Source organism: Streptomyces sp. CGMCC 4.7035 (assembly GCF_031583065.1).
In the GTDB taxonomy this organism is placed as follows: Bacteria; Actinomycetota; Actinomycetes; order Streptomycetales; family Streptomycetaceae; genus Streptomyces; species Streptomyces yaanensis.
Map to the genome: position 1 here is coordinate 2,607,968 of NZ_CP134053.1, position 23,584 is coordinate 2,631,551.

Below are 23,584 nucleotides of genomic sequence, written 5' to 3' on the forward strand. Positions count from 1 at the left end.
GCGCCCCTTTCGTTCGCTTCTCCGCCCGCGCGGCGCAGAGGCGCGGCTTTCGTCGTCGTCTGCGGCTGAGCGGCCGCGCGTGCTCCCCCAGCTACCGCTGGGAGGTGCCCCCAGCTCACAGGAGTCCCCTCTCGCTGAGCAGCGCGTACACCGCCGCCGCGGACTCCTGCACGGTCTGGTTACGGTGCTCGATCCGCAGATCGGGAGACTCGGGCTCCTCGTACGGGTCGTCGACCCCCGTCAGGCCCTTCAGCTCGCCCGCCGCCTGCTTGGCGTACAGACCCTTCACATCACGTACCGAGCACACCTCGACCGGGGTCGCCACGTGCACCTCGATGTACGGCGCGCCGCTCTCCTGGTGGCGCTTGCGCACGGCCTCGCGGCTGTCCGCGTAGGGCGCGATCACCGGGACGAGCGCCTTGACGCCGTTGCGGGCGAGCAGGTCGGCGAGGAAGCCGATGCGCTGCACGTTGGTGTGCCGGTCGGCGCGGGTGAAGCCGAGGCCCGCCGAGATGAACTCGCGGATCTCGTCGCCGTCGAGCACCTCGACGCGGTGGCCCTCCTCGCGCAGCCGGCCGGCCAGCTCGTACGCGATGGTGGTCTTGCCGGCGCTCGGCAGACCCGTGAGCCAGACGGTGGCTCCGGTCGTCACGTGGGTCTCCCTGTTGGTCGAAGAGTGTGCAGAAGTCGCGGTCATGTCAGCCGTGCAGCCCGCACTCGGTCTTGGCCCGGCCCGCCCAGCGGCCGGCGCGCGCGTCCTCGCCCGCCAGGACCCGGCGGGTGCAGGGGGCGCAGCCGACGGAGGCGTAGCCGTCCATCAGCAACGGGTTGGTCAGCACGCCGTGTTCGGCGACGTACGCGTCAACGTCGTCCTGAGTCCAGCGGGCGATCGGCGAGATCTTGACCTTCTGCCGCTTCTCGTCCCAGCCGACGACCGGGGTGTTCGCCCGGGTCGGGGACTCGTCGCGGCGCAGTCCGGTCGCCCAGGCGCTGTAGTCCTTCAGCCCCTCCTCGAGGGGCTGCACCTTGCGCAGCTTGCAGCACAGGTCGGGGTCCCGGTCGTGCAGCCTGGGGCCGTACTCGGCGTCCTGCTCGGCGACCGTCCGGCGCGGGGTGAGCGTGATGACGTTGACGTCCATCACGGCCTCGACCGCGTCACGGGTACCGATGGTCTCGGGGAAGTGGTACCCGGTGTCGAGGAACACCACGTCCACTTTGGTGCCGCCGGGCATCGCACGGGAGGCGAGGTGCGCGACCACCGCGTCCTCCATGGAGGAGGTCACGCAGAAACGCTTGCCGAAGGTGTCGGCCGCCCACTGGAGGATCTCCAGCGCGGAGGCGTCCTCCAGATCACGGCCGGCCTGCTCGGCGAGCGCCTTGAGATCCTCGGTACTGCGTTCTTCCTTCACGGTCGTCATATCTCGTCCCCTCCGCTGTCGGCTCGCTGAAACCCCCGGGCGAGCAGCCCGAGGAACTTCAACTGGAAGGCCCGGTTGCACGAGGCGCATTCCCACGCGCCATGCCCCTGCTCGCTCGGACGCAGGTCCTCGTCGCCGCAGTAGGGGCAGTAGAACGGGGCGGCCCGCTCGCTCACGACAGGGCCTCCTCGGAAGCACGCGCGGCCCAGGTCGCGAACCGCTCGCCGTCCTCGCGCTCCGCCTGGAACCGCTTGAGGACGCGCTCGACGTAGTCCGGCAGCTCCTCCGAGGTGACCTTCAGACCGCGGACCTTGCGGCCGAAGCCCGCCTCCAGGCCGAGCGCGCCGCCCAGGTGCACCTGGAAGCCCTCGACCTGCTCGCCCTTGTCGTCGAGGACCAGCTGCCCCTTGAGACCGATGTCCGCGACCTGGATACGGGCGCAGGCGTTCGGGCAGCCGTTGATGTTGATGGTGATCGGCTCGTCGAAGTCCGGGATGCGGCGCTCCAGTTCGTCGATCAGCGAGGAACCGCGTGCCTTGGTCTCGACGATGGCGAGCTTGCAGTACTCGATGCCGGTGCAGGCCATCGTGCCGCGCCGGAACGGGGAGGGCTTCACCGTCAGGTCCAGGGCCTCCAGGCCCTCGACGAGCGAGTCGACCTGCGACTCCGCCACGTCCAGCACGATCATCTTCTGCTCCGCGGTCGTCCGGACCCGGCCGGAGCCGTGCGCCTCGGCGAGTTCCGCGATCTTCGTCAGGGTGGCGCCGTCGACGCGGCCGACGCGCGGTGCGAACCCGACGTAGAAGCGGCCGTCCTGCTGCCGGTGCACACCGACGTGGTCGCGCCAGCGCTCCACGGGCTGCGCGGGCGCCGGGCCGTCGACCAGCTTCCGCTTCAGGTACTCGTCCTCCAGGACCTGGCGGAACTTCTCCGCGCCCCAGTCGGCGACCAGGAACTTCAGCCGGGCGCGGGTGCGCAGCCGCCGGTAGCCGTAGTCGCGGAAGACGGAGATGACGCCCTCGTAGACCTCCGGCACCTCGTCGAGCGGGACCCAGGCGCCGAGCCGGACGCCGATCTTCGGGTTGGTGGACAGACCGCCGCCGACCCACAGGTCGAAGCCGGGCCCGTGCTCGGGGTGGTTCACGCCGACGAACGCGACGTCGTTGATCTCGTGCGCCACGTCGAGCAGGGGCGAGCCGGAGATCGCGGACTTGAACTTGCGCGGCAGGTTGGAGAACGCCTTGTTGCCGATGATCCTGCGGTGGATCTCCTCGATCGCCGGCGTGCCGTCGATGATCTCGTCCTCGGCGATACCGGCGACCGGCGAGCCGAGGATCACGCGGGGCGTGTCGCCGCAGGCCTCGGTGGTGGACAGCCCGACGGCCTCCAGGCGGTTCCAGATCTCGGGCACGTCCTCGATCCGGATCCAGTGGTACTGGATGTTCTGCCGGTCCGTGATGTCGGCGGTGCCGCGCGCGAACTCCTGCGAGATCTCGCCGATGACGCGCAGCTGCGCCGTCGTCAGACGGCCGCCGTCGATGCGGACGCGCAGCATGAAGTACTCGTCGTCCAGCTCCTCCGGCTCCAGGATCGCGGTCTTGCCACCGTCGATCCCGGGCTTGCGCTGGGTGTACAGGCCCCACCAGCGCATCCGGCCGCGCAGGTCGTTGGGGTCGATGGAGTCGAAGCCCCGCTTGGAGTAGATCGTCTCAATGCGTGTCCGCACATTGAGACCGTCGTCGTCCTTCTTGAACTGCTCGTTGCCGTTGAGCGGGGTGAAGTGACCCGCGGCCCACTGACCCTCGCCACGGTGACGGCTCACCTTGCGGCGGGGCGTGGCGGGATTCTGTGGGGTGGCAGCCATGGTGGGTACGTCCTTCGGACAGACAGGGGAGCGGCTCTGGCCTGCGCATACGGGCACACGACTAGTACGTGCGCGTCACTACGCAAGGGGCAAAAGGGAAAAAACCGGTACTGGCTGGGTACTCAGCTCGCCGGACAGATGGCGCTGGACATGCGGCCGAGGTCGACGTGCCGCCGACTCACCAAGGCAATTCCAGTTCCAGGCATGACGGAAGCGTGTCACGGCGTTCTGGACACAGTCCAGCTTCGTCCGTCATGCGGACACCCTTGTCCCATCATGTGGAACAAGGGTGTCGTCGATCACACGGCCCGGACGCCTTGGCGTCCGTGCAGGTCAGAGGCTCCCAGCTCCTGGCCAGGGGCCCGGCGCGGCAACCTCCGGCTCCTCCTCGACCTTGGTGTCGAACAGCTGGAAGCCCCGGCGCTGGTAGTTGGCCATGGCGTGCTCGCCGTCCTTGCTGCATGTATGCAGCCACACCCGCTTCGTCTGCGCCAGCCCCGGCCAGCGGTCCGCGAGGTCCCACGCGCGGGCGGCCCCGTACGACAGCAGGTGCCCGCCGATCCGCCGCCCGCGGAAGGCGGGAACGAGTCCGAAGTAGACGATCTCCACGACCCCGTCGTCCTGCGGCTCCAGCTCCACGTACCCCGCGGGCGTGCCCCGGTCGTAGGCGACCCACGTCTCTACGCCCCGCCGGTTCAGGTACTCCTCCCACCGCGCGTACGTCCAGGAGAGCCGGTCGGTCCAGCGGATGTCCCCGCCGACCGATGCGTACAGGAAGCGGCTGAACTCGGGCGACGGCACCTCCGCGCGGACGATGCGGACATCGCCCTCGGGGGCCGCGGCGGACAGCAGATCGGTCGGGGACGTCTGCTCCAGGGACCACGTGGTCACGGTGATGCTGCTCATGCGGCCAGGGAATCACGGGGCCACGCGGTACGACAAAAGGGTTCCGGGCCCCGGCTCGCGCGCTGAGCCACCCCGGGGAAGTTCGGGCACATTCCCGCGCCGCCGTTCCCCGGAGTCGCTCAGTCCAGCGCGTCGTCCACCGCGTCCAGCGGCACCGCGTACAGCACCCGTCCGCCGGCCGAGCCGAGCGCCGAACCGTCGCCCCCGCTCGTGGCCCCCTCCGTCAGCGTCCACAGCTCGCCCGTCTCCTGCCAGTACGACAGGGACGCGGTGTGCCGGCCCCAGCACGCGTGCGTCTCGTCGGCCTCGCACGTCGCCGCCTTGGCCCCGGAGGCGTTCTGGCGCCAGAGCGTGCCATGCCGGCCGCCGACGGAGGGCGCCCGGTCGATGTACCAGTCCGCCGAGACCGCGCCGCTCCGCCGGTACGAGAGCACGCCCCGCACGCCGGTCGCGTCCGTCTCGTACGCCTCCGTCGCCCTGACGTCGCCCCGCTCGTCCGTGGCGAGCAGGCCGCCGCGGCCGGGCACGGTGCTGAACGGATAGCGCCACACGCGGGCCGGCCGCCGGGTTTCCCCGGACCCGAACCACTCGCTCGCCACCAGGCTGGCCGGGGCCGAGGTGCGGTCGAGCGAGAGGGCGGAGAAGCAGGGGACCCCGCGGTCGTCGGCCGTCGAACAGGGGCCACCGGTCAGGCGGTAGGAGCCGATCGCCGGCAGCACGTACTGGTAGCCGTGTGCCGCGTAGCCGCCCTTCACCCGGCCGATGGCGGAGCTGCCGACGTTCGCCGCCAGGATCCGGTTCAGATCGAAGACCAGCAGGGAGTCGTGGGCGGTGACGATCAGCTTGTCCTGGTACCAGACCATGCCGGACAGGCCGGTGCGGACGGCGTCGAAGTCCTTCCCGCCGGCGCGCGGGGCGACCAGCAGCACCCATTGGTAGGTGAGATGGGCCGGGTCGTTCGCGTCGATGAAGGCGATCCGGGCGAGGTCGCGGTGGGCGGCCGGGTCGCCGGAGCCGCGGCCGTCGCGCGCCCAGCCGGACAGGATGACCCGGTCCGGGCCCCACAGGCCGTCGTCGTCGGCGTCCCCGGAGGTGGTGACGGACCGGGGCAGCCACTGCGTGGTCGTCGCGTCCTCCTGGTCCCAGCAGTAGGCCCGCGTGGCCGTCGGCTTCACGGGCAGTGCGGCCGTCTCGGCGGCGTCGCACTCCGAGTGGTCGCGCATGGTGCGGTCGGCGGACGCGAGGACGTCGTGGACACCGACGTTGCCGCCCATCGCACGGGTGAGCGTGTCGAGCGTGCCGCGCTCGGTGAGGTCGTCGTGGAGACGGAACTTCGCGGTCTCGGCGGCGGCGGTGACGGGGGCCAGGCTTCCGGGGTTGTTCCCGCCCGCGGCCTGCGAGGTGCTGATCAGCGTGGCGGCGGCGGTCAGTGCCAGTGCGGTTCCGGCCAGCGTGGCCCGCAGCGCACGACCTCTGCGCCTGCGACGGTGCCTGCCACGATGCTTCATACAACCTCCCGGCGTAGGCCAACTGCTCCTCGTGGTCCGAACGTTGACCCAGGGAGCGGTGGGGTGGCCTGTGAGGGGGATGGTACGGCAGATGGCACGCCGCTCGGCCGAAGACCCCGTAAAGCGAGGGGAATCCCTCGCCCGGAGGGCACACTTGGCCCATCACCGGGTTCGGGCGGCGGCTTCCCACGTCTCGCCGAGCCCCAGGAGCGGTCCCCGTGCGCGCACCACCCCGGGCGCCATCGAGTGCGGCAGCAGGTCCCGTGGGTCGTCCGGGGTCAGCACCTCCACGTTTGCCGACTCGCAGAAACGATAAGGCCGGTGTTCCAGGAACGCCCCGAGGTACCGCCGCACACGGGACATCTCCGCGCGCACGGTGACGGTGCGGGCCGGGTCCCCGAACACGTCGGCGGCCAGGGCCGCGGCCGTGCGGCCCGCGCGGTGGAGGGCCAGCAGGAAGAGCAACTCGGCGTGCCGGGGACTGAGTTCATGCGTCCAGGAGCCCGTGTCCCCGAAGACCGTCACCGACCAGCGGCGCGGATGCGCGACGTCCAGCACGATCCGCGTGGTGCGCTGCGGCGAGGGCGCGTCCACGGCCCGGATCAGCCAGCCGCCCGGGAGCGGCTCCACCGCGCAGGGGCCCAGCGCCGGCAGCAGACGGCGGCCGGGCGAGAGGGACGCGGGCAGGGCCACGCGGTCCGTGTACGGCATCCCGGTCACCGCCGCCGTCCAGCCGTCCTTGTCCACCGCCAGCGCCCGGCCGCCGAGCTTGGCGAGCAGCGGCGCCGCCACCGCACGCAGGCGCTCCAGCGAGGTCAGGTGCACCTCCCGCAGCCGGGCCTCGGCGAGTTTGGCCACCGCGTTCACCCACGCGAGCGTCGCCGGATGCATCGTCTCCAGCGGGCCGCTGACATCCACGACCCCGATCAGCCGGCCGTCACGCGGGTCCGTGATCGGTGCGCCCGTACACGTCCAGGAGGCGTGGGAGCGTACGAAGTGCTCGGACGCGAACACCTGCACGGGCTGCCGGGTCACCGCCGGGGTGCCCACGCCGTTCGTGCCGACGACGCCCTCCCCCCAGTCCGCGCCGAGTTCAAAACCCAGCCCGTCCGCCTTGCGCAGCACCGGCGAACAGCCCTCGCGCCACAGCACCCGCCCGTCCGCGTCCGCGACGACCATGATGTGCTGGGCGACGTCCGCGACCGACAGCAGGCCCTCGCGCAGCACCGGCAGCACGTGCCGCAGCGGCGAGTCGCGGCGCCGCCGCTCGATCTCGTCCCGGCCGAGCAGATCGGCCCGGAAGTCGTGGTCGGGATCGACCCCGCTGCGCAGCATGCGCCCCCATGACGCCTCGATCACCGGGCGCGGTGGCAGGGGAGCCCGCTGTCCCGCGAGCGTGGCGCTGCGCACTTCGCTGAGCACGCGCGCCGCCTGCGCGGCGTCCCGGGTGACGAGCCACGAGACGTTTTTCGCCGAGTGCGCCACGGGAACCTCCGGAAACCTGACCGTTCCGTCAGCCGTTTCCGGTCAGAACGCCCGGACCCGTGGTGACGGTGGTGCTCATACTGCCGCTTGCCGGTGACGGAGGGGCACACTCCGGCCACGCGAATGTGACGAAGAGGCGCGTGCCGGTGTCGGCTGAGGCGTCCGGAGGCGAACGAGGCGTCACAAGAGGCGCGGCACGTTGCAACCCCTTGCAACCCTGGCGGCGGGCATATGAGGTGATTGAAACTTGTGCAACGCCGCCGCGGCGGCGTCCGCGCTCCTTGACCGGGGCCAGGAGAGTGGGGGTGGTGCCGTGTCGGCGCAGCACCACCCCCGCGCCATGCGCCCTGGGGGGGCGCCGGTGACGCGTCAGGCGACCGGACGCGCCCGTTCCACCGCGGTGGCCAGATCCAGGCTGTGCGGCAGCGTGCCGAAGGCCGTGCCCCAGTCCCCGCCCAGGCGGGAGGCGCAGAAGGCGTCGGCGACCTCCGGGGGCGCGTACTGGACCAGCAGCGCCCCCTGGAGCACCAGCGCGATCCGTTCCACCAGGCGACGAGCCCGCGCCTCGATGCCCTCCAGGTCGGCGAGTTCGGTGAGCAGGTTCTTGATCGCGCCGTCCAGCCGGTGATCGGCGCCGCGCGCCCGCCCGACCTCCTGGAGGTAGGCGTTCAAGGCGTGCGGTTCGCGCTGGAGCGCACGCAGCACATCGAGCGCCTGGACGTTGCCCGCGCCCTCCCAGATGGAGTTGAGCGGCGACTCGCGCAACAGCCGGGGCATACCGGACTCCTCGACGTAACCGTTGCCGCCCAGGCACTCCGACGCCTCCGCCACCACCGGCGTGCAGCGCTTGGTCACCCAGTACTTGGCGGCCGGCACCGCGAGCCGCAGGAACGCCCGCTCCTGCTCGCTCCCGTCGTCGTACGCCGCCGCGAGCCGCAGCCCCAGCACCGTCGCCGCCTCCGACTCCAGGGCCAGATCGGCCAGCACGTTGCGCATCAGCGGCTTGTCGAGGAGCCTGCCGCCGAACGCCTCCCGGTAGGTGCAGTGGTGGATCGCCTGCGCCACCGCCTGCCGCATCAGCGACGCCGAGCCGAGAACGCAGTCGAGCCTCGTCGCCGCGACCATCTCGATGATGGTGCGCACCCCGCGTCCCTCGTCGCCGACGCGGCGCGCCCAGGTGCCGTCGAACTCGACCTCGCTGGAGGCGTTGGACCGGTTGCCGAGCTTGTCCTTCAGCCGCTGGATCATGAACACGTTCCGCGTGCCGTCCTCCAGCACGCGCGGCACGAGGAAACAGGTGAGCCCGCCCGGCGCCTGCGCCAGCACCAGGAACCCGTCCGACATGGGCGCCGAGCAGAACCACTTGTGCCCCGTCAGCTCGTACGTCCCGTCCTCGGCCAGCGGCCGGGCCTCGGTCGTGTTGGCGCGTACGTCGCTGCCGCCCTGCTTCTCCGTCATGCCCATGCCGAAGATGACACCGGCCTTCTGAGCGGCGGGACGCAGACCCCGTTCGTAGACCATCGAGGTCAGCCGGGGCTCCCACTCGGCGGCGAGCACCGGATCCGTGCGCAGGGCGGGCACCGCGGCATGGGTCATCGACAGCGGACAGCCGTGGCCCGCCTCGGCCTGCGTCCAGACCACGAACGCCGCCGCCCGGCGCACATGCCCGCCCGGGCGCGCCCAGGCCGCCGTCAGCCCGGCGGCGACCCCCTTGCCCAGCAGCCGGTGCCAGGCCGGATGGAAGTCGACCTCGTCGATACGGTTGCCGTAGCGGTCGTGGCTCCGCAGCCTCGGCGGGTACTCGTTGGCCTGCACCCCCCACTCCTGCGCCTGGACGGAGCCGGCGCTGCGCCCGAGCGCCGACAACTCGGCACGGGCCTCGTCGAGGAGCGTGGGGTCCAGATGCCGCTCGACGGCCTCCAGGAGAGCGCGGTCGGCGGTGAAGACGTCATATGCGACCAGCGGCGGAGCCTGGTTGGTCACGTTGTGCGTGCTGGCTGCCATGTGACGAAACTACCCGCCGGTACGCCGCCGGTCACCCGAATGGGCAAGGTGCCACGCCGCGTCCCTCGCGGCTGCCTCACCAGGGGATGAGCGTGGGCCCGTACGGCGGATACGGTTAAGGCGTGCAGTCAGCAGCAAGTGAAACCCCCGAGCAGCCGTCCGGTCGGCTCCACCGGGCGCGTGCCCTCTACCGGAATGTCTCCAAGCGCAGGACCGCCTGGCTGTTGCTGAAGGACACGGTCAACTCCTGCATGGAGTACCGCATTCTGGGTCTCGCGGCCGAGGCGGCGTTCTTCACGCTGCTGTCCGTGCCGCCGCTGCTGCTGAGCCTCATCGGGCTGCTCGGATACGTCGACGACTGGACCGGCGCCGACACCATCCAGAGCCTGGAGAACAACCTCCTGGAGGCGTCTCGCACCGTTCTGTCCGACAAGGGTGTCACGGAGATCGCCCAGCCGATCCTGCACGACGTGATGAAGGGCGGCCGCCCCGACGTCATCTCCATCGGCTTCCTGTTCGCCCTGTGGTCCGGCTCGCGGGCCGTGAACGTCTTCATCGACACGATCACGGTGATGTACGGGCTCGACGGCACCCGGGGCATCGTCAAGACCCGGCTGCTCGCCTTCGTCCTCTTCATCGTGGCGCTGCTGATCGGCTCGGTCGCGCTGCCGCTGATGGTGGCGGGGCCGGACGCGGTGGTGAACATCGTGCCCTGGTCGACGACGGTGGTGCAGGTCCTGTACTGGCCGGTGGTCATCGTTCTGTCGGTCGTGTTCCTGACAACGCTGTACCACGTGTCGGTGCCGGTGCGCTCCCCCTGGGTGGAGGACGTACCCGGTGCCCTGGTGGCGCTCGCGATGTGGGTGCTGGGCAGCTTCCTCCTGCGCATCTACCTCACGCACACGGTCGAGGGGCCGACCATCTACGGTTCGCTGGCCGCGCCCGTCGCCGTGCTGCTGTGGATCGGTGTGTCCGCCTTCGCGGTCCTCGTCGGCGCCGCCGTCAACGCGGCGATCGACCGGGTGTGGCCGGCCGCGGCGACGGCGGCCGCGCGCGCGGAGAACGAGCGGCTGCGCCAGGAGCAGGCCGCGGAGTACGTGGCATGGGCGGCCGCGGCCCGTGTCGCCGACCCCGAGGACCCGGACATGCCGTCCGAGTTCCCGGAGCGCTGGTCCCGCTTCCTGCCCCCGGAGGACGTCACCTCCCGCCTGCGGACGAATGTGCGCAGCGCCCACCAGCAGCCACAACACGCACCTCGGCAGCCGCACAAGGGGGAGGGTGAGGGGGACTGAGCGGGCGGCTGCCGGGCGATGGGACTGTGTGGGCGGCTGCCGGGCGATGGGACTGTGTGGGCGGCTGCCGGGCGATGGGGCTGTCTGCGCGGGTGCCGGCCGGCGGGACTGTGCGGCAGGCTGCCGGGCCGACGTGAGGTCCTCGCGCCGGCCGGCAGCCGTGCGGCGGTCACGCCTTCCACACCCCCGCCGCCGCGTTCTCCCGGGCGAAGTCCGTGAAGTCGCGCGGGGCCCGGCCGAGGATCCGCCGCACACCGTCCGAGAGACGGGCGTTACGGCCGTCCAGCAGGGCTTCGAACAGCTCCACCAGGAACTCCACCTCGTCCACGGGCATCCCGAAACCCGCCAGCTCCCGCCCGTACTCCCGCGCCGACACCGGGGTGTATGTCAGCTCGGCCCCCGTCGCCTCCGCGATCTCCGCCACCGCCTCCCGGAAGGACAGCAGCCTGGGACCCGTGATGTCGAGGATGTGCCCCGCGTACCGGTCACCGGACGTCAGCGCCGTCACCACCACATCCGCGATGTCCCGCACGTCGACGAACGGCTCCCGCACCTCCCCGGCCGGAAACACCAGCTCCCCGTGGCGCAGCCCCTCCACGAGCGGCCCCTCACTGAAGTTCTGGGCGAACCAGGCCGCCCTTACGACGGTCCACTCCGCCCCCGACCCCTTGAGCGCCTCCTCCGCCGGCCGCGCCCACTCCTCCCCGCGCGCCGACAGCAGCACCAGCCGCCGTACGCCGAGTCCGACCGCCTCCCGGGCGAGCGCGCCCACCGCCCCGGCCGCCGCCGGGGAGCCGACGTCCGTCGGGTACATCAGGTACGCCGCGTCCGCGCCCCGCAGCGCTCGCGCCCACGTCGTCCGGTCCTCCCAGTCGAAGCCGGTCGCCCGGGACGCGGCCCGTACGGCCAGACCGGCCGCCCGCGCGGCCTCGACCACCCGGCTGCCCGTCCGCCCCGAGGCCCCGGTCACCGCCACCGTCATGTTCCGTGTGCTGTCTGCCATGCCTTCAGCCAACTGCCCTACGCGACAAGGAACCATCGCTGAACGGCTCCTTCCCATAAGCACACGTCTACTCTGACGCCATGGACCCACTCGCAGGACTGTTGGACGGCCCCCGCGCGCGGGGCGCCTTCATGATCCGGGCGTGTTTCGACCCCCCATGGGCCGTGCGGGTCGAGGACCGCGCTCCGCTGACGGTCATGCTCATGGTCCGCGGGGACGGCTGGGTCGTCCCGGACAAGGGGGAGCGGGTGCGGCTGCGGGCGGGCGACCTGGCCATCGCCCGCGGCCCGGACCCGTACACCTGCGGCGACGACCCGGCGACCGAGCCCCAGGCGCTGGTCCTGCCGGGCGCCGAGTGCCGTTACCCCGACGGACGGCCCCTGAACGGGGCCATGGACCTGGGCGTCCGCTCCTGGGGCGACCGCCTGGACGGCTCCACGGTCATGCTCATCGGCACCTACCTGATGCAGGGCGAGATCAGCGGCCGTCTGCTCGATGCCCTGCCGCCCCTGCTCACCCTCACCCCCGAGGTCTGGGACTGCCCGCTCACCCCGATCCTCATGGACGAGATCGTGCGCGACGAACCGGGCCAGGAAGTCGTCCTGGACCGGCTTCTCGACCTGCTCGTCATCGCCGCGCTGCGGGCCTGGTTCGCCCGGCCGGGGGCGGAGGCGCCCGCCTGGTACCGGGCGCTGGCCGACCCGGTCGTCGGCCGGGTGCTACGGCTCGTGCAGGACGATCCGGCCCACCCCTGGACCGTGGCGTCGCTGGCCGCGACCGCCGGGGTGTCCCGGGCCGCGCTCGCCCGCCGGTTCGGCGATCTCGTGGGCGAGCCCCCGATGACGTACCTCACCGGCTGGCGCCTGGCCCTGGCGGCCGACCGGCTGCGCGACAGCGAGGACACCCTGGACGCGATCGCCCGCCAGGTCGGTTACGGCAGCGCGTTCGCGCTGTCCAGCGCCTTCAAACGGGTGTACGGCGTCAGTCCGCAGGAACACCGGACGCGGGTGGCATAGCGTGACGCACGTGGCTGTGGGCGGAGACTTTGTCGCCTTTGGGTCCGGTTACACCGAACGGGCATCCCGGCTCGCGGGCGCGGTCGTGTGGACCAGCACGCCGACCGCCGCCACCGCCCGGCGGCCGGTCCTGCCCGACGGATGCATGGACCTCCTGTGGACCGAGGGCAGACTCCTGGTCGCCGGCCCGGACACGCACGCGTACCACCCGGACGGCCCGCCCACCCGCTGGGCCGGAGTCCGGTTCCAGCCCGGTACCGCACCCACCTTCCTCGGCGTTCCGGCGTACGAACTCCGCGACCGACGCGTCGAGTTGGCCGATCTGTGGCCCGCCGCGGAGGTGCGTCGGCTGACCGGGCGCGTGGACGCCGCCGCCGACCCGGCGAGCGCGCTGGAGCGGATCGCGCTGGACCGCGCCGGGCAGGCGGCCGACCCCGACCCGCTGCTCGGCACGCTGGTCGCGGCGCTCGACGCGGGCCGCTCCGTCGCCGCCACTGCCGACGAACTGGGCCTGAGCGCACGCCAGTTGCACCGCCGCTCGCTCATCGCGTTCGGCTACGGTCCGAAGACACTGGCCCGAGTGCTGCGGCTGCAACGGGCGCTCGCGCTGGCGCGGTCCGGGGTGCCCTTCGCCGACACCGCGGCCCGTACCGGCTTCGCCGACCAGGCACATCTCGCACGGGACGTACGGGAGTTGGCGGGCATGCCGCTGGGCGATCTACTGACCCGCTAGCGGGGCGAACAGGTCGACGCCGTTGCCGTCGGGGTCGTGCACGACGGCGTACCGCTGCCCCCAGAAGGCGTCCCACGGCTTCAGCTCGCCGTGATGTCCGGCACCGACCAGGTCCTCGTAGACGGCGTCCACCTCGGCGGGCGACCCGCACCGCAGGGCCAGCGCGGCCCGGCCGCTTCCCGTGGGCGGCTGCCAGCCGGGATGGAAGGAGCGCACGGTGTCCTCGGTGTCCAAGAGCAGCCGCAGCCCGCCGGGCAGCTCCGCCTCCGCGTGCGGCAGCGCCTCCGCCCCCTCGGCGAACGCGAACCCGAGCCGACGGTAGAACGTGACGGCGGCCGCCATGTCGGAGACGACCAGCCCGATGGCATCGAATCGTGGAGTCATGCGGCCACGGTAGGCAGGGGCGCGGGCGCCGGTCTTGAAGGAATCGGACACCCGGCGCCTCACCGGAAGGTCTAACAACCGCTGTTGTGGGCGAGCTTCAGGAAGGCGGTCCAGGTGGAGGGGGTGACGGTGAGGTGGGGGGCGGTGGGGGTTTTGGAGTCGCGGATGTGGATGGTGGTGGGCTGGACGGCCACTTCGAGGCATGCGCCGCCTTCGTCGCCGCTGTAGCTCGATTTGAACCACTCAAGTGCGGTGCCGGTCATCGCTCTCCTAGGAGTCGGTCCAGCAGGTCCCTCGTATCCTCGGGGGTGAGGGCCTGCGACCGCAGCATCGCATACTTCTGGGTGAGGATTGACACCTCGTCCGGGGCGGCGATCAGTTGGCTGCCGCGTTGCGTCTCCGCGTAGGCGAGCCGCTGATGTTCGGGTGTCTCCAGCAGGATGAAGGGACCGTTGAGCCCTGCGTGGGTTGTGCGGTCCAACGGCAGGACCTGGAGCATGAGGCCCGGGAGTTCGGAACACGCACGTAGATGCCGCAACTGCTCGACCCAGACTTCCTTCCCGCCGATGGGGGCCCGTACCGCCGGCTCCCAGACCATGAAGGAGGCGATCGGTGGGTCCTTGTGGTGCAGGATCGCCTGGCGCTCGATGCGTTTCGCCACCAACTGCGTGATCTCGTCCTCGCCGTAGACAGGGACACGGCTGCAGAAGACCGCCTCCGCGTACGCATCTGTCTGCAGCAGGCCAGGTAGCACCTGGTTCTCGTACCACGAGATCGCAATCGCCTCACGCTCGCAGTCCAGGTACTCCTCGGCCCACAACGGGACGAGATCCACCTCTGGCATCCTGCTCAACGCAGTCGACAACGCCCCCTTCGTATCGAGAAGTTCGTCGAGCTGCTCGGCAAGATCCGGCTTCAGCGGCCGTCTGCCCTGCTCGATCGAGGCGATCTGCTGCTCGCCCACCACGAACCGTTCGCCGAGCGATCTCTGCGTATATCCGGCGGCCTCACGGAAGAGGGCGAGCAGCGCGCCCACCATCTTCATCGCCGAGGCGTTCCTCCGTGACCGTCGAGTCGTGCCCATGCGGTCCACCCCCCACCCGCGTGCATACGTTCACCGTCGCGCACTCGTGCAATCAGCCCGCACGAGTGCACGCACTGTTTCATGATTGCCACGGAGTGTGACTCCCGCCATGTGAACAGGGAAATCCACGCGGGTGTCGGCCCGCCGTCCAAGGCTGGGTTGAGTACTGCCCAGATCCGCCGCCGTCGCATCCGCGTGTCGCAGCCGGCCGCGCCACCTGATCGGAAAGCACGACGAAGTCGCTCGGCGCGGGTGGATCCGAAACTTTCGGTCCCCTCGCGCCATTGGGGCCGAGGCAGCCGCGATCTTAGGCTCGGGTGCATGACCTTCCGTGTCCTCGTCTACACCCGCACCACCGGCTACAGGCACGACTCCATACCGGACGCCGTCGCCGCCGTACGCGCCCTCGGCGCCGCGCACGGCTTCGAGACCGACGCGACGGAGGACCCCGGCGTCTTCGAGTCGCCCCTCGACGCGTACGCCGCGGTGGTCTTCCTCTCCACCAGCGGCGAGGTTCTGACCCCCCAGGGCCGCACCCGGCTGATGGAGTACATGCAGGCCGGTGGCGGTTTCGTCGGCGTGCACGCGGCCACCTGCACCGAGTACGACTGGCCCTACTACGGCGAACTGCTGGGGGCCCGGTTCGTGCGGCACCCCGCGTACCAGCCGGGCAAGGCGGTCGTCGAGGACCGTGGTCATCCGGCGACCCGGCACCTGCCCGCCGTCTGGGAGTTCACGGACGAGTGGTACGACTTCCAGGCCAGTCCGCGCGGGGCGGTGCGCGTGCTCGCCTCCGCGGACGAATCCTCGTACGAGGGCGGCGGGATGGGCGACGACCACCCGCTGGTGTGGTGCCGCGAGCAGGGTGCGGGCCGGGTCTTCTACACGGCGCTCGGACACGCCTCCGAGGCGTACGAGGACCCGGACTTCCGCGCCCATCTCCTCGGCGGCATCCGCTGGGCGGCTCAGGTGGCCTAGGGACTGTCAGACAGGCCCTGGCGCGGCGGCGCCGTGCTCGCCCGTTCCACCAGGCGCGTCGACAGCTCGGTCCGGGTGCCCTCCGGCCGTGCGCCCGCCATCATGCGCACCAGCAGGCGCAGCGCTGTCGCCGCCATCTCCGACAGCGGCTGCCGTACGGTCGTCAGCGGCGGAGCGGCCCAGCGTGCCTCCGGCAGATCGTCGAACCCGACGACGCTCATGTCGTCCGGCACACGCAGCCCCCGTTCCGCGAGTGCCGCGTACACCCCCAGGGCCATCCAGTCCGAGCAGACGAAGACGGCGGTCGGCGGCTCGGGCAGGTCGAGCAGTTGCAGCATGCGGTGGTGCGCGGTGGTCTCGTCGAAGTTGCCGTGGCGCACGTATTCGGGGCGGTGACGGATCCCGGCCGCCGACAGTGCCGATCGGTAGCCGGCGAGCCGTGCGCCGCTGCACTGCTTGCGCCGGTAGCCGCCGACGACCGCGATCCGCTCGTGGCCGAGGGCGAGCAGGTGCTCGGTGGCGGCGACCCCGCCCTGCCAGTTGGCCGCGCCCACCGACACCACGCCCGGCGGCGGCTCCAGGACCGGATCGATGAGGACGTACGGGACGCGGTGCTGCTCCAGCCACGCGTACTGGGACGGGGTCAGCTCGGCCAGGTTGAACAGGACGCCCGCCGAGCCGCGCGCCGACAGCTTGTCGAGCCAACCGCGCTCCGGGCGCCCGCCACGGGTGCGGGTCAGGCCCGCCGAGACCACCACCTCCAGGCCCGCGTCGTGCGCGGCCTCCTCCACGCCGTGGAGGATCGCGCCGGACCAGGAGCTCTCCAGCGAGTGGACGACCAGGTCGATCAGGGCGGGCGGCTTGTTCGCCTCGAAGCGGGGTCTTCTGACGTAACCGAGCCGGTCCAGGGCCTCGGTGACGCGGCGTCTGGTCTCGGGTGCCACGTCCTCACGGCCGTTGACGACCTTGGACGCCGTCGGCACGGAGACGCCGGCCTCACGTGCGACGACCGCGAGGGTCGGTCCGGCCGCGCCTGCGGTACGCACCATGGGCCCACCTCTCCGGCCCCGTCCCGAGGGCCTCGAACGTTCTCGAACGGCGACCTGTTGGCAAGCGCTTTCTACCTTAAGGCCGGGACGAGTTGACGTGGAAGACGGAGCATTCGGTGGCCCGCGTCGGCCGCGTCGGCGGCCCGCGTCGGTTGGCCGCATCGGTGGGCCGTGCGGCGGGACACGCGGACCCGCCCGTCCCGGCCGCACCGTGCCCCGGGCCCGGGTAGTGATGTGATGCCGTCAGGCGGGCAGTCCCCAGCGATGAGGAGAAGGCCGGATGGACCGTGCGGACGAGGCGACAGCGAACCCCCCGACCCCGTCGGACCCGGTGGTCCGCACTCCCTGCGGAGCCGTGCGTGGCCGATACGAGAAGGGGGTCGCCGTCTTCCGGGGCATCCCCTTCGCCGCCCCGCCGTACGGCCCGCACCGCTTTCGCCCGCCCGTCCCGCCCGAACCCTGGGACGGAGTGCGGGACGCGGGCGCGTTCGGGCCGACACCGCCGAAACCGCCCTACTCGGACGCGTTCGGCCGCTACCTCTCCGACCCGGTGGTCGCCGGTGACGACTGCCTCAACCTGAACGTGTGGACACCGGAACCCGGCCCCGGCGCCCGGCTCCCGGTCATGGTGTGGGTGCACGGCGGCGCCCTGACCCGCGGCTCGTCGGCGGTCCCCGTCTACGACGGCACGGCGTTCGCCCGCGACGGCGTGGTGCTTGTCTCCTTCAACTACCGCCTGGGGGTGGAGGGTTACGGCCTCTTCCCGGACGCTCCACCCAACTCCGGGCTGCGAGACCAGCTGGCGGCGCTGGAGTGGGTGCACGAGGCGATCACCGAGTTCGGCGGCGACCCGGACCGCGTCACGGTCTTCGGCGAGTCCGCGGGCGCGATCAGCATCGGCGCGCTGCTGGCCAGTCCCCGCACCCGGGGGCTGTTCCGGCAGGCGGTGCTGCAGAGCGGGCCGCCCGAGTCGACGGAACGGGAGAAGGTACGGCGCCTGGTGCGGCGCATGGCCACCAAGCTGAAGGTGCCGGCGACGGCGGCCGCGTTCGCCGAGGTGGACCGGGCGCTGCTGGCCGAGACCCAGGCGGAGGTGGGCCGCCGGGCCACCCCGATCCTGGGCGGCCCCGCGTTCGGGATCGTGGTCGACGGCGACCTGGTGCCCCGGGACCCTCTGGAGGCACTGCTCGACGGCGCCGCCGGTGACATCCCCCTGCTCATGGGCTGGACCAGCGAGGAACATCGCCTCTGGCTCGTGCCCACCGGGCTGACCGAGCGCATCGACAGGCTGGGCGCGGTCGCGCTGGCCGGTGCGATGGCCCGCTGCCACTGCGGCCCCGACGTCCCCCTCGGCTACCGCATCGCCCACCCGGACGCGCCCGCCTCCGACCTGGTGGGCCAGATGGTGACGGACTACCTGCTCCGCTATCCGCTGCATCGCCTGGCCGACTCCCGTACGGAGCGGACGCCCACGTATGTCTACGAGTTCGCCTGGCGCTCACTCCTCCCCGGCCTCGGCGCCTGCCACGCCCTGGAGCTGGGCTTCGTCTTCGACAGCGCGGAGGTGCCGGAAGCGGCGAAACTGGCCGGCCCCGGCGCGCCCCGCGAACTCGCCCACGAGATGCACGGGGCATGGGTGCGTTTCGCGGTGGACGGCGACCCGGGCTGGCCCGCGTGGGACGCCACGCACCCGGTACGGATCTTCGGCGGCGACGGGGACCCGGTGGTACACGGCCCCCGCGACACCGCGATGGCGCTGTGGGAGACGGCGTCCACCCCGCTGGAGCCCGCGACACCGCCAACCGGCACCGGTTCGCTGCTGCGGGGCGCGGTGCCGCTGTCGACGGTGCGGCGGTTGCGGCGGGCGGGGGGAGTGGGGCGGCGGGACGAGGACCCTTTGGGGTGACGGGGTGTCCGGTGCGACCGGCCGCGGTGTTCTGGCCGAGGACGCCGTCGGCAGGACTGCTCAGGCCGAGGACGCCGCCGACCCCAGCACCCCCGCGATCGAAGCGATCGCTTCCGGCCCCACCCGGCAGCACCCCCCGATCAGCCGTGCCCCGGTGTCGCGCCAGCGGGTGACCTGGGCCGCGGTGAACGTGGAGCGGCCGTCCCAGGCGCGGGCCTCGGCGTCCCAGCTCTCGCCGCTGTTCGGGTAGACCACCACCGGCTTGCCCGTCACGCGCGCGGCCGTCTCGACCGCGCCGTCCACGTCCTCGGGGGCACAGCAGTTGACGCCCACCGCGATCACCTCGTCCGCTTCGGCGGCCAGGGCGAACGCCTCCTCCAGCGGCTGGCCGGCGCGCGTACGGTCGCCGGCGACGGTGTACGACAGCCACGCGGGGACACCGAGCCCGCGTATCGCCCGCAGCAGGGCCGCGGCCTCGTCCGTGTCCGGGATCGTCTCCATGGCCAGCACGTCGGGGCCCGCGGCGGCCAGCGCCTGAAGGCGCGGGCGGTGGAAGGCCTCCAGCTCGGCGACGGTGAGGCCGTAGCGGCCCCGGTACTCGGAGCCGTCGGCGAGCATCGCGCCGTACGGGCCGACGGACGCCGCCACCCACAGCGGTCGCGTGACGCCCTTGGCATGTGCCTGTTCCGCCGCCTCGCGGGCCAGCCCGACGCTCAGGGCGAGGAGCCCGGCCGCCCGCTCGCGGTCGATGCCGCGCTTCGCGAAGCCCTCGAACGTGGCCTGGTAGCTGGACGTGATCGCCACGTCCGCGCCCGCCTCGAAGTACGCGAGGTGCGCCTCGGTGATCGCCTCCGGCCGCTCCGCGAGCAGCCGCGCCGACCACAGTTCGTCGCTCAGGTCGTGCCCGGCCGATTCCAGCTGGTTCGACATGCCGCCGTCCAGGACGACGGTCGTGGCGGCCAGGGCCTCGGCGAGGACGGGAGTGGTGTTGCTGGTCATGTCATGACGCTAGTCGAAGGGCGGGGGGATGCCCGTGGGCGTCCAGTACGTGGGCAGGCGCCGGGGAGCAGTCGACGAGCGTTCGCGCCGAGCGGTGGTGTCGAGCGTGGGTGTCGAGCGTTGGTGTCGAGCGTTCGTGCCGAACGTTGGTGTCGAGCGTTTGTGTCCAGTAAGTGAACAGATCGCCCAGCATGTGGGATGCCGGGGTACGATCCCTGCCTCCCCGCCCCCACCTCCCCGCCCCTTCGTATGCGTACGTCGCCGCTCGGCGCGTCCCTCCCCGAACCCGGAAGCGTCATGACTGCCACCAGCACCACCGAGGCCACCGAGCCCGAGCCGGCCACGGCCGCGCCCGGCCGCCGCCGCACCTTCGGACTCGCCGCCGCCACCGCCCTGGTCATGGGCAACATCATCGGCGGTGGCATCTTCGCCCTGCCCGCCACCGTCGCCCCGTACGGCACGGTCAGCCTGCTCGCGTTCGTCGTGCTGTCCGTCGCCGCGGTGCTGCTGGCCCTGCTCTTCGGCAGGCTCGCGCGGCGCAGCCCGGTCACCGGCGGCCTGTACGTGTACCCGCGCGACGCGTTCGGCGAATTCGCGGGCTTCCTGTCGGCCTGGTCGTACTGGACGATGTGCTGGGTCAGCATCGCCGCGCTCGCCGTCGCGGTCGTCGGGTACGTCGACGTACTGATACCCCTGCACGGCAACCACGCCCTCGAAGCCGTCGTGGCCCTCGCCGCGCTCTGGCTGCCGGCCGTCGCGAACTTCGTGGGCACCCGCTGGGTCGGCGCGGTACAGGTGGTGTCGACGGTCCTGAAGTTCGTTCCGCTGCTCGTGGTCGCCACCGTGGGCCTGTTCTTCATCGACACCGACAACTTCGGGCCGTTCAACGCCTCGGGCCAGAGCGTGACCGGCGCGGTCGCCGCCTCCGCCGCGCTCCTCCTCTACAGCTTCCTCGGCGTCGAGTCCGCCGCGATGAGTGCCGGCGAGGTCCGCGACCCCGAGCGCACGGTGGGCCGCGCCAGCGTGCTGGGCACCCTCGGCTCCGCCCTCGTCTACCTCCTCGGCACGGTCGCCGTCTTCGGCCTGGTCCCGCACGACAGGCTCACCAAATCGGGCGCGCCCTTCGCCGACGCCGTGGACGTGATCACCGGCGGCCACTGGGGCGGCACCGCGATCGCCCTGGTGGCCGTCGCCTCGATCACCGGCTGCCTCAACGGCTGGATCCTGCTGGCCGCGCAGATGCCGTACGCCGCCGCCCGCGACGGACTCTTCCCGACGCCGTTCGCCCGCGTCGGCAAGGGCGGCGTGCCCGGCTTCGGCGTCTGGGCCTGCGCGGTCCTCGGCACGCTGCTGATCGCCCTGAACTACACCGCGGGCCCGGACACCACCTTCCGCGTCCTCGTCCTGATCACCACGTTCACCGGCTGCGTCCCGTATCTGCTGTCGGCGGCGGCCCAGCTGTACTGGCTGGCGCGGGGCACCCGGGAGCGCGTCCGCCCGGCCGGCCTGGTGCGCGACCTGATCGTCGCGGCCCTGTCCTTCGCGTTCTCCTTCTGGCTGATCGCGGGTGCGGGCTACGCGGCGGTCTACCAGGGCGTGCTGTTCCTCTTCGCGGGCATCCCGGTGTACGTGTGGCTGCGCGGACGGCGCGAGAACCCGAGCGAGCGGCGCGAGAACCACACGCCCGCATGACCCCGCCCGAATCCGGCTGGTCATGACGGAGGCGGCCACGTGCCCGGATCCCTTCGCGGTGCGACCGGATGTCACAGCCCCGCCACCGACTCGCTGGCTGCTCCCGTCTACGGCTCCGTCGCCGGGGCGCCCGCGCCCGGGGTGATCAGTCCCGTCTCGTAGGCCACGACGACGGCCTGGGCGCGGTCGCGCAGGCGGAGCTTGGCCAGGATCCGGGCCACGTGGGTTTTCACGGTGGCCTCGCTCAAGCGGAAACGTGCGGCGAGTTCGGCGTTGCTCAGGCCGCTGCCGAGCGAACGGAGGACTTCGAGCTCGCGGGGGGTGAGCACCGACAGGTCCCGGTGCAGGGCGACAGCCTGGGTGTCGCCGGCGACGAAGCGTTCGACGAGACGTCGGGTGATGGCCGGAGCGAGCAGCGCGTCACCGGTGCGGGCAAGGCGGACGGCGGCGACCAGGTGCTCGGGGGTGACGTCTTTGAGGAGGAAGCCGCTCGCGCCCGCGGTCAGTGCGGCGTACACGTAGCGGTCGAGGTCGAAGGTGGTCAGTATGACGATGCGGGGTGGATCGGGCATGGCGCCGGAGAGGATGCGCCGCGTGGCTTCCAGACCGTCGGTCCCGGGCATCCGGATGTCCATCAGGACCAGGTCGGGGCGGGTGCGGTGGACCGCGTCGATCACCTCGTCCCCGTCGGCGGCTTCGGCGACGACGTCGATACCGTCTGCCGCCAGGATCAGGCTGAAGCCGGTGCGGACCAGCGCCTGATCGTCGGCGATCACCACGCGCGGCGGCTCGCTCACGCCGTCTCCTCAACTGCGACTGGTATGACGGCGCGGACGCGGAAGCCGCCGGTGGGGCGTTCGCCCGCCTGGAGGGTGCCTCCGTAGACGGCGAGGCGTTCACGCAGGCCGATCAGTCCGTGGCCGCCGCCGCGCCCGGCCGGTGCCTCGCCGGTGCCGCCGGTGTCGGACACCTCGATGTGCACGGCGCCTGGGACGTGGTCGATGGCGATCCGCACACGGGCGCCGACGGCGTGCTTGACGGTGTTGGTCAGCGCCTCCTGGACCACGCGGTACGCGGCCAGGTCGGCGCCTGCGGGGAGGAGGGCCGGCGTGCCCGTGACGGTCAATTCGACGGGGACACCGGTTTCGCGCATGCGGTCGGTGAGGGCCGGGACCTGGCCGAGGCCCGGTTGCGGCGCCAGGTCGGCCTCGGCGGCCGGGTCGGGGCCGTCGTCGGCCATGGTGAGCAAGCCCATGACGTGGCGCAGTTCGGCCATCGCGGTGCGCCCGCCGGCCTCGACGGCCAGCAGTGCCCCGCGGGCCCGTTCGGGCGCGGTGTCCATCACCTTGCGGGCCGCGCCCGCCTGGATCACCATCACGCTCACATTGTGGGTGACGATGTCGTGCAATTCACGCGCGATACGGGAGCGTTCACGGTCGACGGCCAACCGTGTGGCGGCCTCGTGCTCCTCCCGCAGGACGCGTAGGCGCTGCTTCCAGGTGTGGACCGCGTTGGCTCCCAGCCCCACCCCGAGCAGCACGAGGAACGGCACCAGACCCGGTGTGAAGGACGGGAAGTTCTCCTCGTGGTACGCGGCGAGCAGGCCGGCGCCGGCCACCAGACCGATGAGCGTGCGCGCCCGGTGCGGGCTGTACACGGCTGCGCTGTAGGCGGCGACCACGCACGAGAGGAAGGTGTACAGGGTCGGGTCACCGCCGCCCGGGCGCTGGTTGAACAGCAGGCTCGCGACGATCACGGCCCAGAACGAGGACAGCGGAAATCTGCGCCGTACCACCAGAGGCAGTGCGGTCAGGGCCGCCAGCGCCAGTTGCCACGGCTGGACGGTTTCGAGGTGCTGTGCCACGCCGACGGGCGGGAACGGAGCAGCCGGAACCTTGTCCGGCACAGGCAGCAGCGGCGGCGTCGGGACGAGAACCGGCGGAGCGGGTGCGGTCGTGCCGCCCCGGCTGTAGGCAGCGCCCGCCGTGCAGGCGGCGAGGACGAAGGCGAGGATCGCGTCAGCCGTCCACATCCAGCGGGACGGGCGCGGCAGCGGGCTGGAGCGCAGCAGCGCCGCAGCACCCGTCCGCCACTGTTCCACGATCTCCGCCCGCACACCCCTGCCCATGGGCACAGTGTGTCAAGCCCCGTAGCCGCCCACGTCCGTCCTGCTGCGGAGGGGCGCGGACGCAGCTACATCCGCCGTGTACATCGCAAGGATGACGCGCCGGGCGGGTCATCCCGGGACGGCAGCCGGTTTCGC

General features: G+C 72.0%; 23 protein-coding genes. 6 read left to right on the forward strand and 17 right to left on the reverse strand.

From position 1 onward, the window contains the following. Nucleotides 1-115 precede the first annotated feature (115 nt). The 9 genes from cysC to Q2K21_RS10945 form a co-directional block, all read right to left on the reverse strand. A complete protein-coding gene (cysC, locus tag Q2K21_RS10905; RefSeq protein WP_310769400.1) occupies nucleotides 116-697 on the reverse strand; it encodes an adenylyl-sulfate kinase in 582 nt (193 codons plus the stop codon). A gap of 1 nt (nucleotide 698) precedes the next feature. After that, nucleotides 699-1,418: a phosphoadenylyl-sulfate reductase gene (locus Q2K21_RS10910; RefSeq protein ID WP_310769402.1), complete on the reverse strand. Its 720-nt coding sequence runs from the start codon at nucleotides 1,416-1,418 to the stop codon at nucleotides 699-701. Continuing rightward, on the reverse strand, nucleotides 1,415-1,594 hold the full coding sequence (locus Q2K21_RS10915) for a hypothetical protein (RefSeq protein WP_310769404.1): 180 nt from the start codon (nucleotides 1,592-1,594) through the stop codon (nucleotides 1,415-1,417). The genes Q2K21_RS10910 and Q2K21_RS10915 overlap by 4 nt, the downstream gene beginning before the upstream one ends. Beyond that, nucleotides 1,591-3,282, reverse strand: a complete 1,692-nt coding sequence (locus Q2K21_RS10920) for a nitrite/sulfite reductase (protein WP_310769406.1) — start codon at nucleotides 3,280-3,282, stop codon at nucleotides 1,591-1,593. The genes Q2K21_RS10915 and Q2K21_RS10920 overlap by 4 nt, the downstream gene beginning before the upstream one ends. 122 nt (nucleotides 3,283-3,404) lie before the next feature. Then, complete coding sequence (locus Q2K21_RS10925) at nucleotides 3,405-3,488, reverse strand: putative leader peptide (RefSeq protein WP_310739661.1); 84 nt, start codon at nucleotides 3,486-3,488, stop codon at nucleotides 3,405-3,407. A gap of 127 nt (nucleotides 3,489-3,615) precedes the next feature. Then, on the reverse strand, nucleotides 3,616-4,188 hold the full coding sequence (locus tag Q2K21_RS10930) for a GNAT family N-acetyltransferase (protein ID WP_310769408.1): 573 nt from the start codon (nucleotides 4,186-4,188) through the stop codon (nucleotides 3,616-3,618). A 119-nt stretch (nucleotides 4,189-4,307) separates the two neighbouring features. Continuing rightward, the gene (locus Q2K21_RS10935) at nucleotides 4,308-5,696 is read right to left on the reverse strand and encodes a hypothetical protein (protein ID WP_310769411.1); all 1,389 of its coding nucleotides are present in this window, start codon (nucleotides 5,694-5,696) and stop codon (nucleotides 4,308-4,310) included. Nucleotides 5,697-5,858: 162 nt separating this feature from the next. Further along, nucleotides 5,859-7,181: a GAF domain-containing protein gene (locus Q2K21_RS10940; RefSeq protein ID WP_310769414.1), complete on the reverse strand. Its 1,323-nt coding sequence runs from the start codon at nucleotides 7,179-7,181 to the stop codon at nucleotides 5,859-5,861. A gap of 369 nt (nucleotides 7,182-7,550) precedes the next feature. Then, nucleotides 7,551-9,185, reverse strand: a complete 1,635-nt coding sequence (locus Q2K21_RS10945; protein ID WP_310769416.1) for an acyl-CoA dehydrogenase family protein — start codon at nucleotides 9,183-9,185, stop codon at nucleotides 7,551-7,553. 122 nt (nucleotides 9,186-9,307) lie between these two features. Between Q2K21_RS10945 and Q2K21_RS10950 the strand changes: the two genes are divergently transcribed. Further along, nucleotides 9,308-10,477: a YihY/virulence factor BrkB family protein gene (locus tag Q2K21_RS10950; protein WP_310769418.1), complete on the forward strand. Its 1,170-nt coding sequence runs from the start codon at nucleotides 9,308-9,310 to the stop codon at nucleotides 10,475-10,477. Nucleotides 10,478-10,646: 169 nt separating this feature from the next. On the opposite strand, the gene Q2K21_RS10955 is transcribed toward Q2K21_RS10950, so the two are convergent. Then, nucleotides 10,647-11,480 carry an NAD(P)H-binding protein gene (locus tag Q2K21_RS10955; protein ID WP_310769420.1) on the reverse strand — a complete coding sequence of 278 codons (834 nt, stop codon included), beginning with the start codon at nucleotides 11,478-11,480 and terminating at the stop codon, nucleotides 10,647-10,649. An 80-nt stretch (nucleotides 11,481-11,560) separates the two neighbouring features. On the opposite strand from Q2K21_RS10955, the gene Q2K21_RS10960 reads away from it, so the two are divergent. Together Q2K21_RS10960 and Q2K21_RS10965 are read left to right on the forward strand one after the other, a co-directional pair. After that, nucleotides 11,561-12,496 carry an AraC family transcriptional regulator gene (locus Q2K21_RS10960; RefSeq protein WP_310769422.1) on the forward strand — a complete coding sequence of 312 codons (936 nt, stop codon included), beginning with the start codon at nucleotides 11,561-11,563 and terminating at the stop codon, nucleotides 12,494-12,496. A gap of 10 nt (nucleotides 12,497-12,506) precedes the next feature. Beyond that, the gene (locus tag Q2K21_RS10965; protein WP_310769423.1) at nucleotides 12,507-13,229 is read left to right on the forward strand and encodes a helix-turn-helix transcriptional regulator; all 723 of its coding nucleotides are present in this window, start codon (nucleotides 12,507-12,509) and stop codon (nucleotides 13,227-13,229) included. Here Q2K21_RS10965 and Q2K21_RS10970 read toward each other — a convergent pair. The 3 genes from Q2K21_RS10970 to Q2K21_RS10980 all read right to left on the reverse strand — a co-directional run bounded on the left by Q2K21_RS10970 (nucleotide 13,215) and on the right by Q2K21_RS10980 (nucleotide 14,697). After that, the gene (locus Q2K21_RS10970) at nucleotides 13,215-13,613 is read right to left on the reverse strand and encodes a VOC family protein (RefSeq protein WP_310769425.1); all 399 of its coding nucleotides are present in this window, start codon (nucleotides 13,611-13,613) and stop codon (nucleotides 13,215-13,217) included. The genes Q2K21_RS10965 and Q2K21_RS10970 overlap by 15 nt on opposite strands. Before the next feature lie 71 nt (nucleotides 13,614-13,684). Beyond that, entirely contained in the window at nucleotides 13,685-13,876 is a 192-nt protein-coding gene (locus tag Q2K21_RS10975) for a DUF397 domain-containing protein (protein WP_310769427.1), read from the reverse strand. Further along, nucleotides 13,873-14,697: a helix-turn-helix domain-containing protein gene (locus tag Q2K21_RS10980; RefSeq protein WP_310769429.1), complete on the reverse strand. Its 825-nt coding sequence runs from the start codon at nucleotides 14,695-14,697 to the stop codon at nucleotides 13,873-13,875. Before Q2K21_RS10980 ends, Q2K21_RS10975 begins: the two co-directional genes overlap by 4 nt. Nucleotides 14,698-15,018: 321 nt before the next feature. On the opposite strand from Q2K21_RS10980, the gene Q2K21_RS10985 reads away from it, so the two are divergent. Next, nucleotides 15,019-15,675, forward strand: coding sequence for a ThuA domain-containing protein (locus tag Q2K21_RS10985; RefSeq protein WP_310769431.1), 657 nt, complete (start codon nucleotides 15,019-15,021; stop codon nucleotides 15,673-15,675). On the opposite strand, the gene Q2K21_RS10990 is transcribed toward Q2K21_RS10985, so the two are convergent. Continuing rightward, a complete protein-coding gene (locus tag Q2K21_RS10990) occupies nucleotides 15,672-16,724 on the reverse strand; it encodes a LacI family DNA-binding transcriptional regulator (RefSeq protein ID WP_310769432.1) in 1,053 nt (350 codons plus the stop codon). The genes Q2K21_RS10985 and Q2K21_RS10990 overlap by 4 nt on opposite strands. Nucleotides 16,725-17,004: 280 nt before the next feature. Here Q2K21_RS10990 and Q2K21_RS10995 point away from each other — a divergent pair, with 280 nt between their 5' ends. Beyond that, on the forward strand, nucleotides 17,005-18,630 hold the full coding sequence (locus tag Q2K21_RS10995) for a carboxylesterase/lipase family protein (protein ID WP_310769434.1): 1,626 nt from the start codon (nucleotides 17,005-17,007) through the stop codon (nucleotides 18,628-18,630). 60 nt (nucleotides 18,631-18,690) lie between these two features. Here Q2K21_RS10995 and mmuM read toward each other — a convergent pair whose 3' ends face one another. Continuing rightward, nucleotides 18,691-19,629, reverse strand: a complete 939-nt coding sequence (mmuM, locus tag Q2K21_RS11000) for a homocysteine S-methyltransferase (RefSeq protein WP_310769436.1) — start codon at nucleotides 19,627-19,629, stop codon at nucleotides 18,691-18,693. Nucleotides 19,630-19,926: 297 nt separating this feature from the next. On the opposite strand from mmuM, the gene Q2K21_RS11005 reads away from it, so the two are divergent. Then, entirely contained in the window at nucleotides 19,927-21,321 is a 1,395-nt protein-coding gene (locus tag Q2K21_RS11005; protein WP_310769438.1) for an amino acid permease, read from the forward strand. A 107-nt stretch (nucleotides 21,322-21,428) separates the two neighbouring features. Here the strand turns inward: Q2K21_RS11005 and Q2K21_RS11010 are convergent, their stop codons facing one another. After that, nucleotides 21,429-22,118: a response regulator transcription factor gene (locus tag Q2K21_RS11010; RefSeq protein ID WP_310769440.1), complete on the reverse strand. Its 690-nt coding sequence runs from the start codon at nucleotides 22,116-22,118 to the stop codon at nucleotides 21,429-21,431. Beyond that, the gene (locus Q2K21_RS11015; RefSeq protein ID WP_310769442.1) at nucleotides 22,115-23,449 is read right to left on the reverse strand and encodes a sensor histidine kinase; all 1,335 of its coding nucleotides are present in this window, start codon (nucleotides 23,447-23,449) and stop codon (nucleotides 22,115-22,117) included. The genes Q2K21_RS11010 and Q2K21_RS11015 overlap by 4 nt, the downstream gene beginning before the upstream one ends. Nucleotides 23,450-23,584 lie beyond the last annotated feature (135 nt).

Bases quoted from the DNA above. Each gene is read 5' to 3' on its own strand.
- cysC (WP_310769400.1), bottom strand. From the start codon at position 697: ATGACCGCGACTTCTGCACACTCTTCGACCAACAGGGAGACCCACGTG.
- Q2K21_RS10910 (WP_310769402.1), bottom strand. From the start codon at position 1,418: ATGACGACCGTGAAGGAAGAACGCAGTACCGAGGATCTCAAGGCGCTC.
- Q2K21_RS10920 (WP_310769406.1), bottom strand. From the start codon at position 3,282: ATGGCTGCCACCCCACAGAATCCCGCCACGCCCCGCCGCAAGGTGAGC.
- Q2K21_RS10925 (WP_310739661.1), bottom strand. From the start codon at position 3,488: ATGCCTGGAACTGGAATTGCCTTGGTGAGTCGGCGGCACGTCGACCTC.
- Q2K21_RS10930 (WP_310769408.1), bottom strand. From the start codon at position 4,188: ATGAGCAGCATCACCGTGACCACGTGGTCCCTGGAGCAGACGTCCCCG.
- Q2K21_RS10935 (WP_310769411.1), bottom strand. From the start codon at position 5,696: ATGAAGCATCGTGGCAGGCACCGTCGCAGGCGCAGAGGTCGTGCGCTG.
- Q2K21_RS10945 (WP_310769416.1), bottom strand. From the start codon at position 9,185: ATGGCAGCCAGCACGCACAACGTGACCAACCAGGCTCCGCCGCTGGTC.
- Q2K21_RS10955 (WP_310769420.1), bottom strand. From the start codon at position 11,480: ATGGCAGACAGCACACGGAACATGACGGTGGCGGTGACCGGGGCCTCG.
- Q2K21_RS10960 (WP_310769422.1), top strand. From the start codon at position 11,561: ATGGACCCACTCGCAGGACTGTTGGACGGCCCCCGCGCGCGGGGCGCC.
- Q2K21_RS10970 (WP_310769425.1), bottom strand. From the start codon at position 13,613: ATGACTCCACGATTCGATGCCATCGGGCTGGTCGTCTCCGACATGGCG.
- Q2K21_RS10975 (WP_310769427.1), bottom strand. From the start codon at position 13,876: ATGACCGGCACCGCACTTGAGTGGTTCAAATCGAGCTACAGCGGCGAC.
- Q2K21_RS10980 (WP_310769429.1), bottom strand. From the start codon at position 14,697: ATGGGCACGACTCGACGGTCACGGAGGAACGCCTCGGCGATGAAGATG.
- Q2K21_RS10985 (WP_310769431.1), top strand. From the start codon at position 15,019: ATGACCTTCCGTGTCCTCGTCTACACCCGCACCACCGGCTACAGGCAC.
- Q2K21_RS10990 (WP_310769432.1), bottom strand. From the start codon at position 16,724: ATGGTGCGTACCGCAGGCGCGGCCGGACCGACCCTCGCGGTCGTCGCA.
- Q2K21_RS10995 (WP_310769434.1), top strand. From the start codon at position 17,005: ATGGACCGTGCGGACGAGGCGACAGCGAACCCCCCGACCCCGTCGGAC.
- mmuM (WP_310769436.1), bottom strand. From the start codon at position 19,629: ATGACCAGCAACACCACTCCCGTCCTCGCCGAGGCCCTGGCCGCCACG.
- Q2K21_RS11005 (WP_310769438.1), top strand. From the start codon at position 19,927: ATGACTGCCACCAGCACCACCGAGGCCACCGAGCCCGAGCCGGCCACG.
- Q2K21_RS11015 (WP_310769442.1), bottom strand. From the start codon at position 23,449: ATGGGCAGGGGTGTGCGGGCGGAGATCGTGGAACAGTGGCGGACGGGT.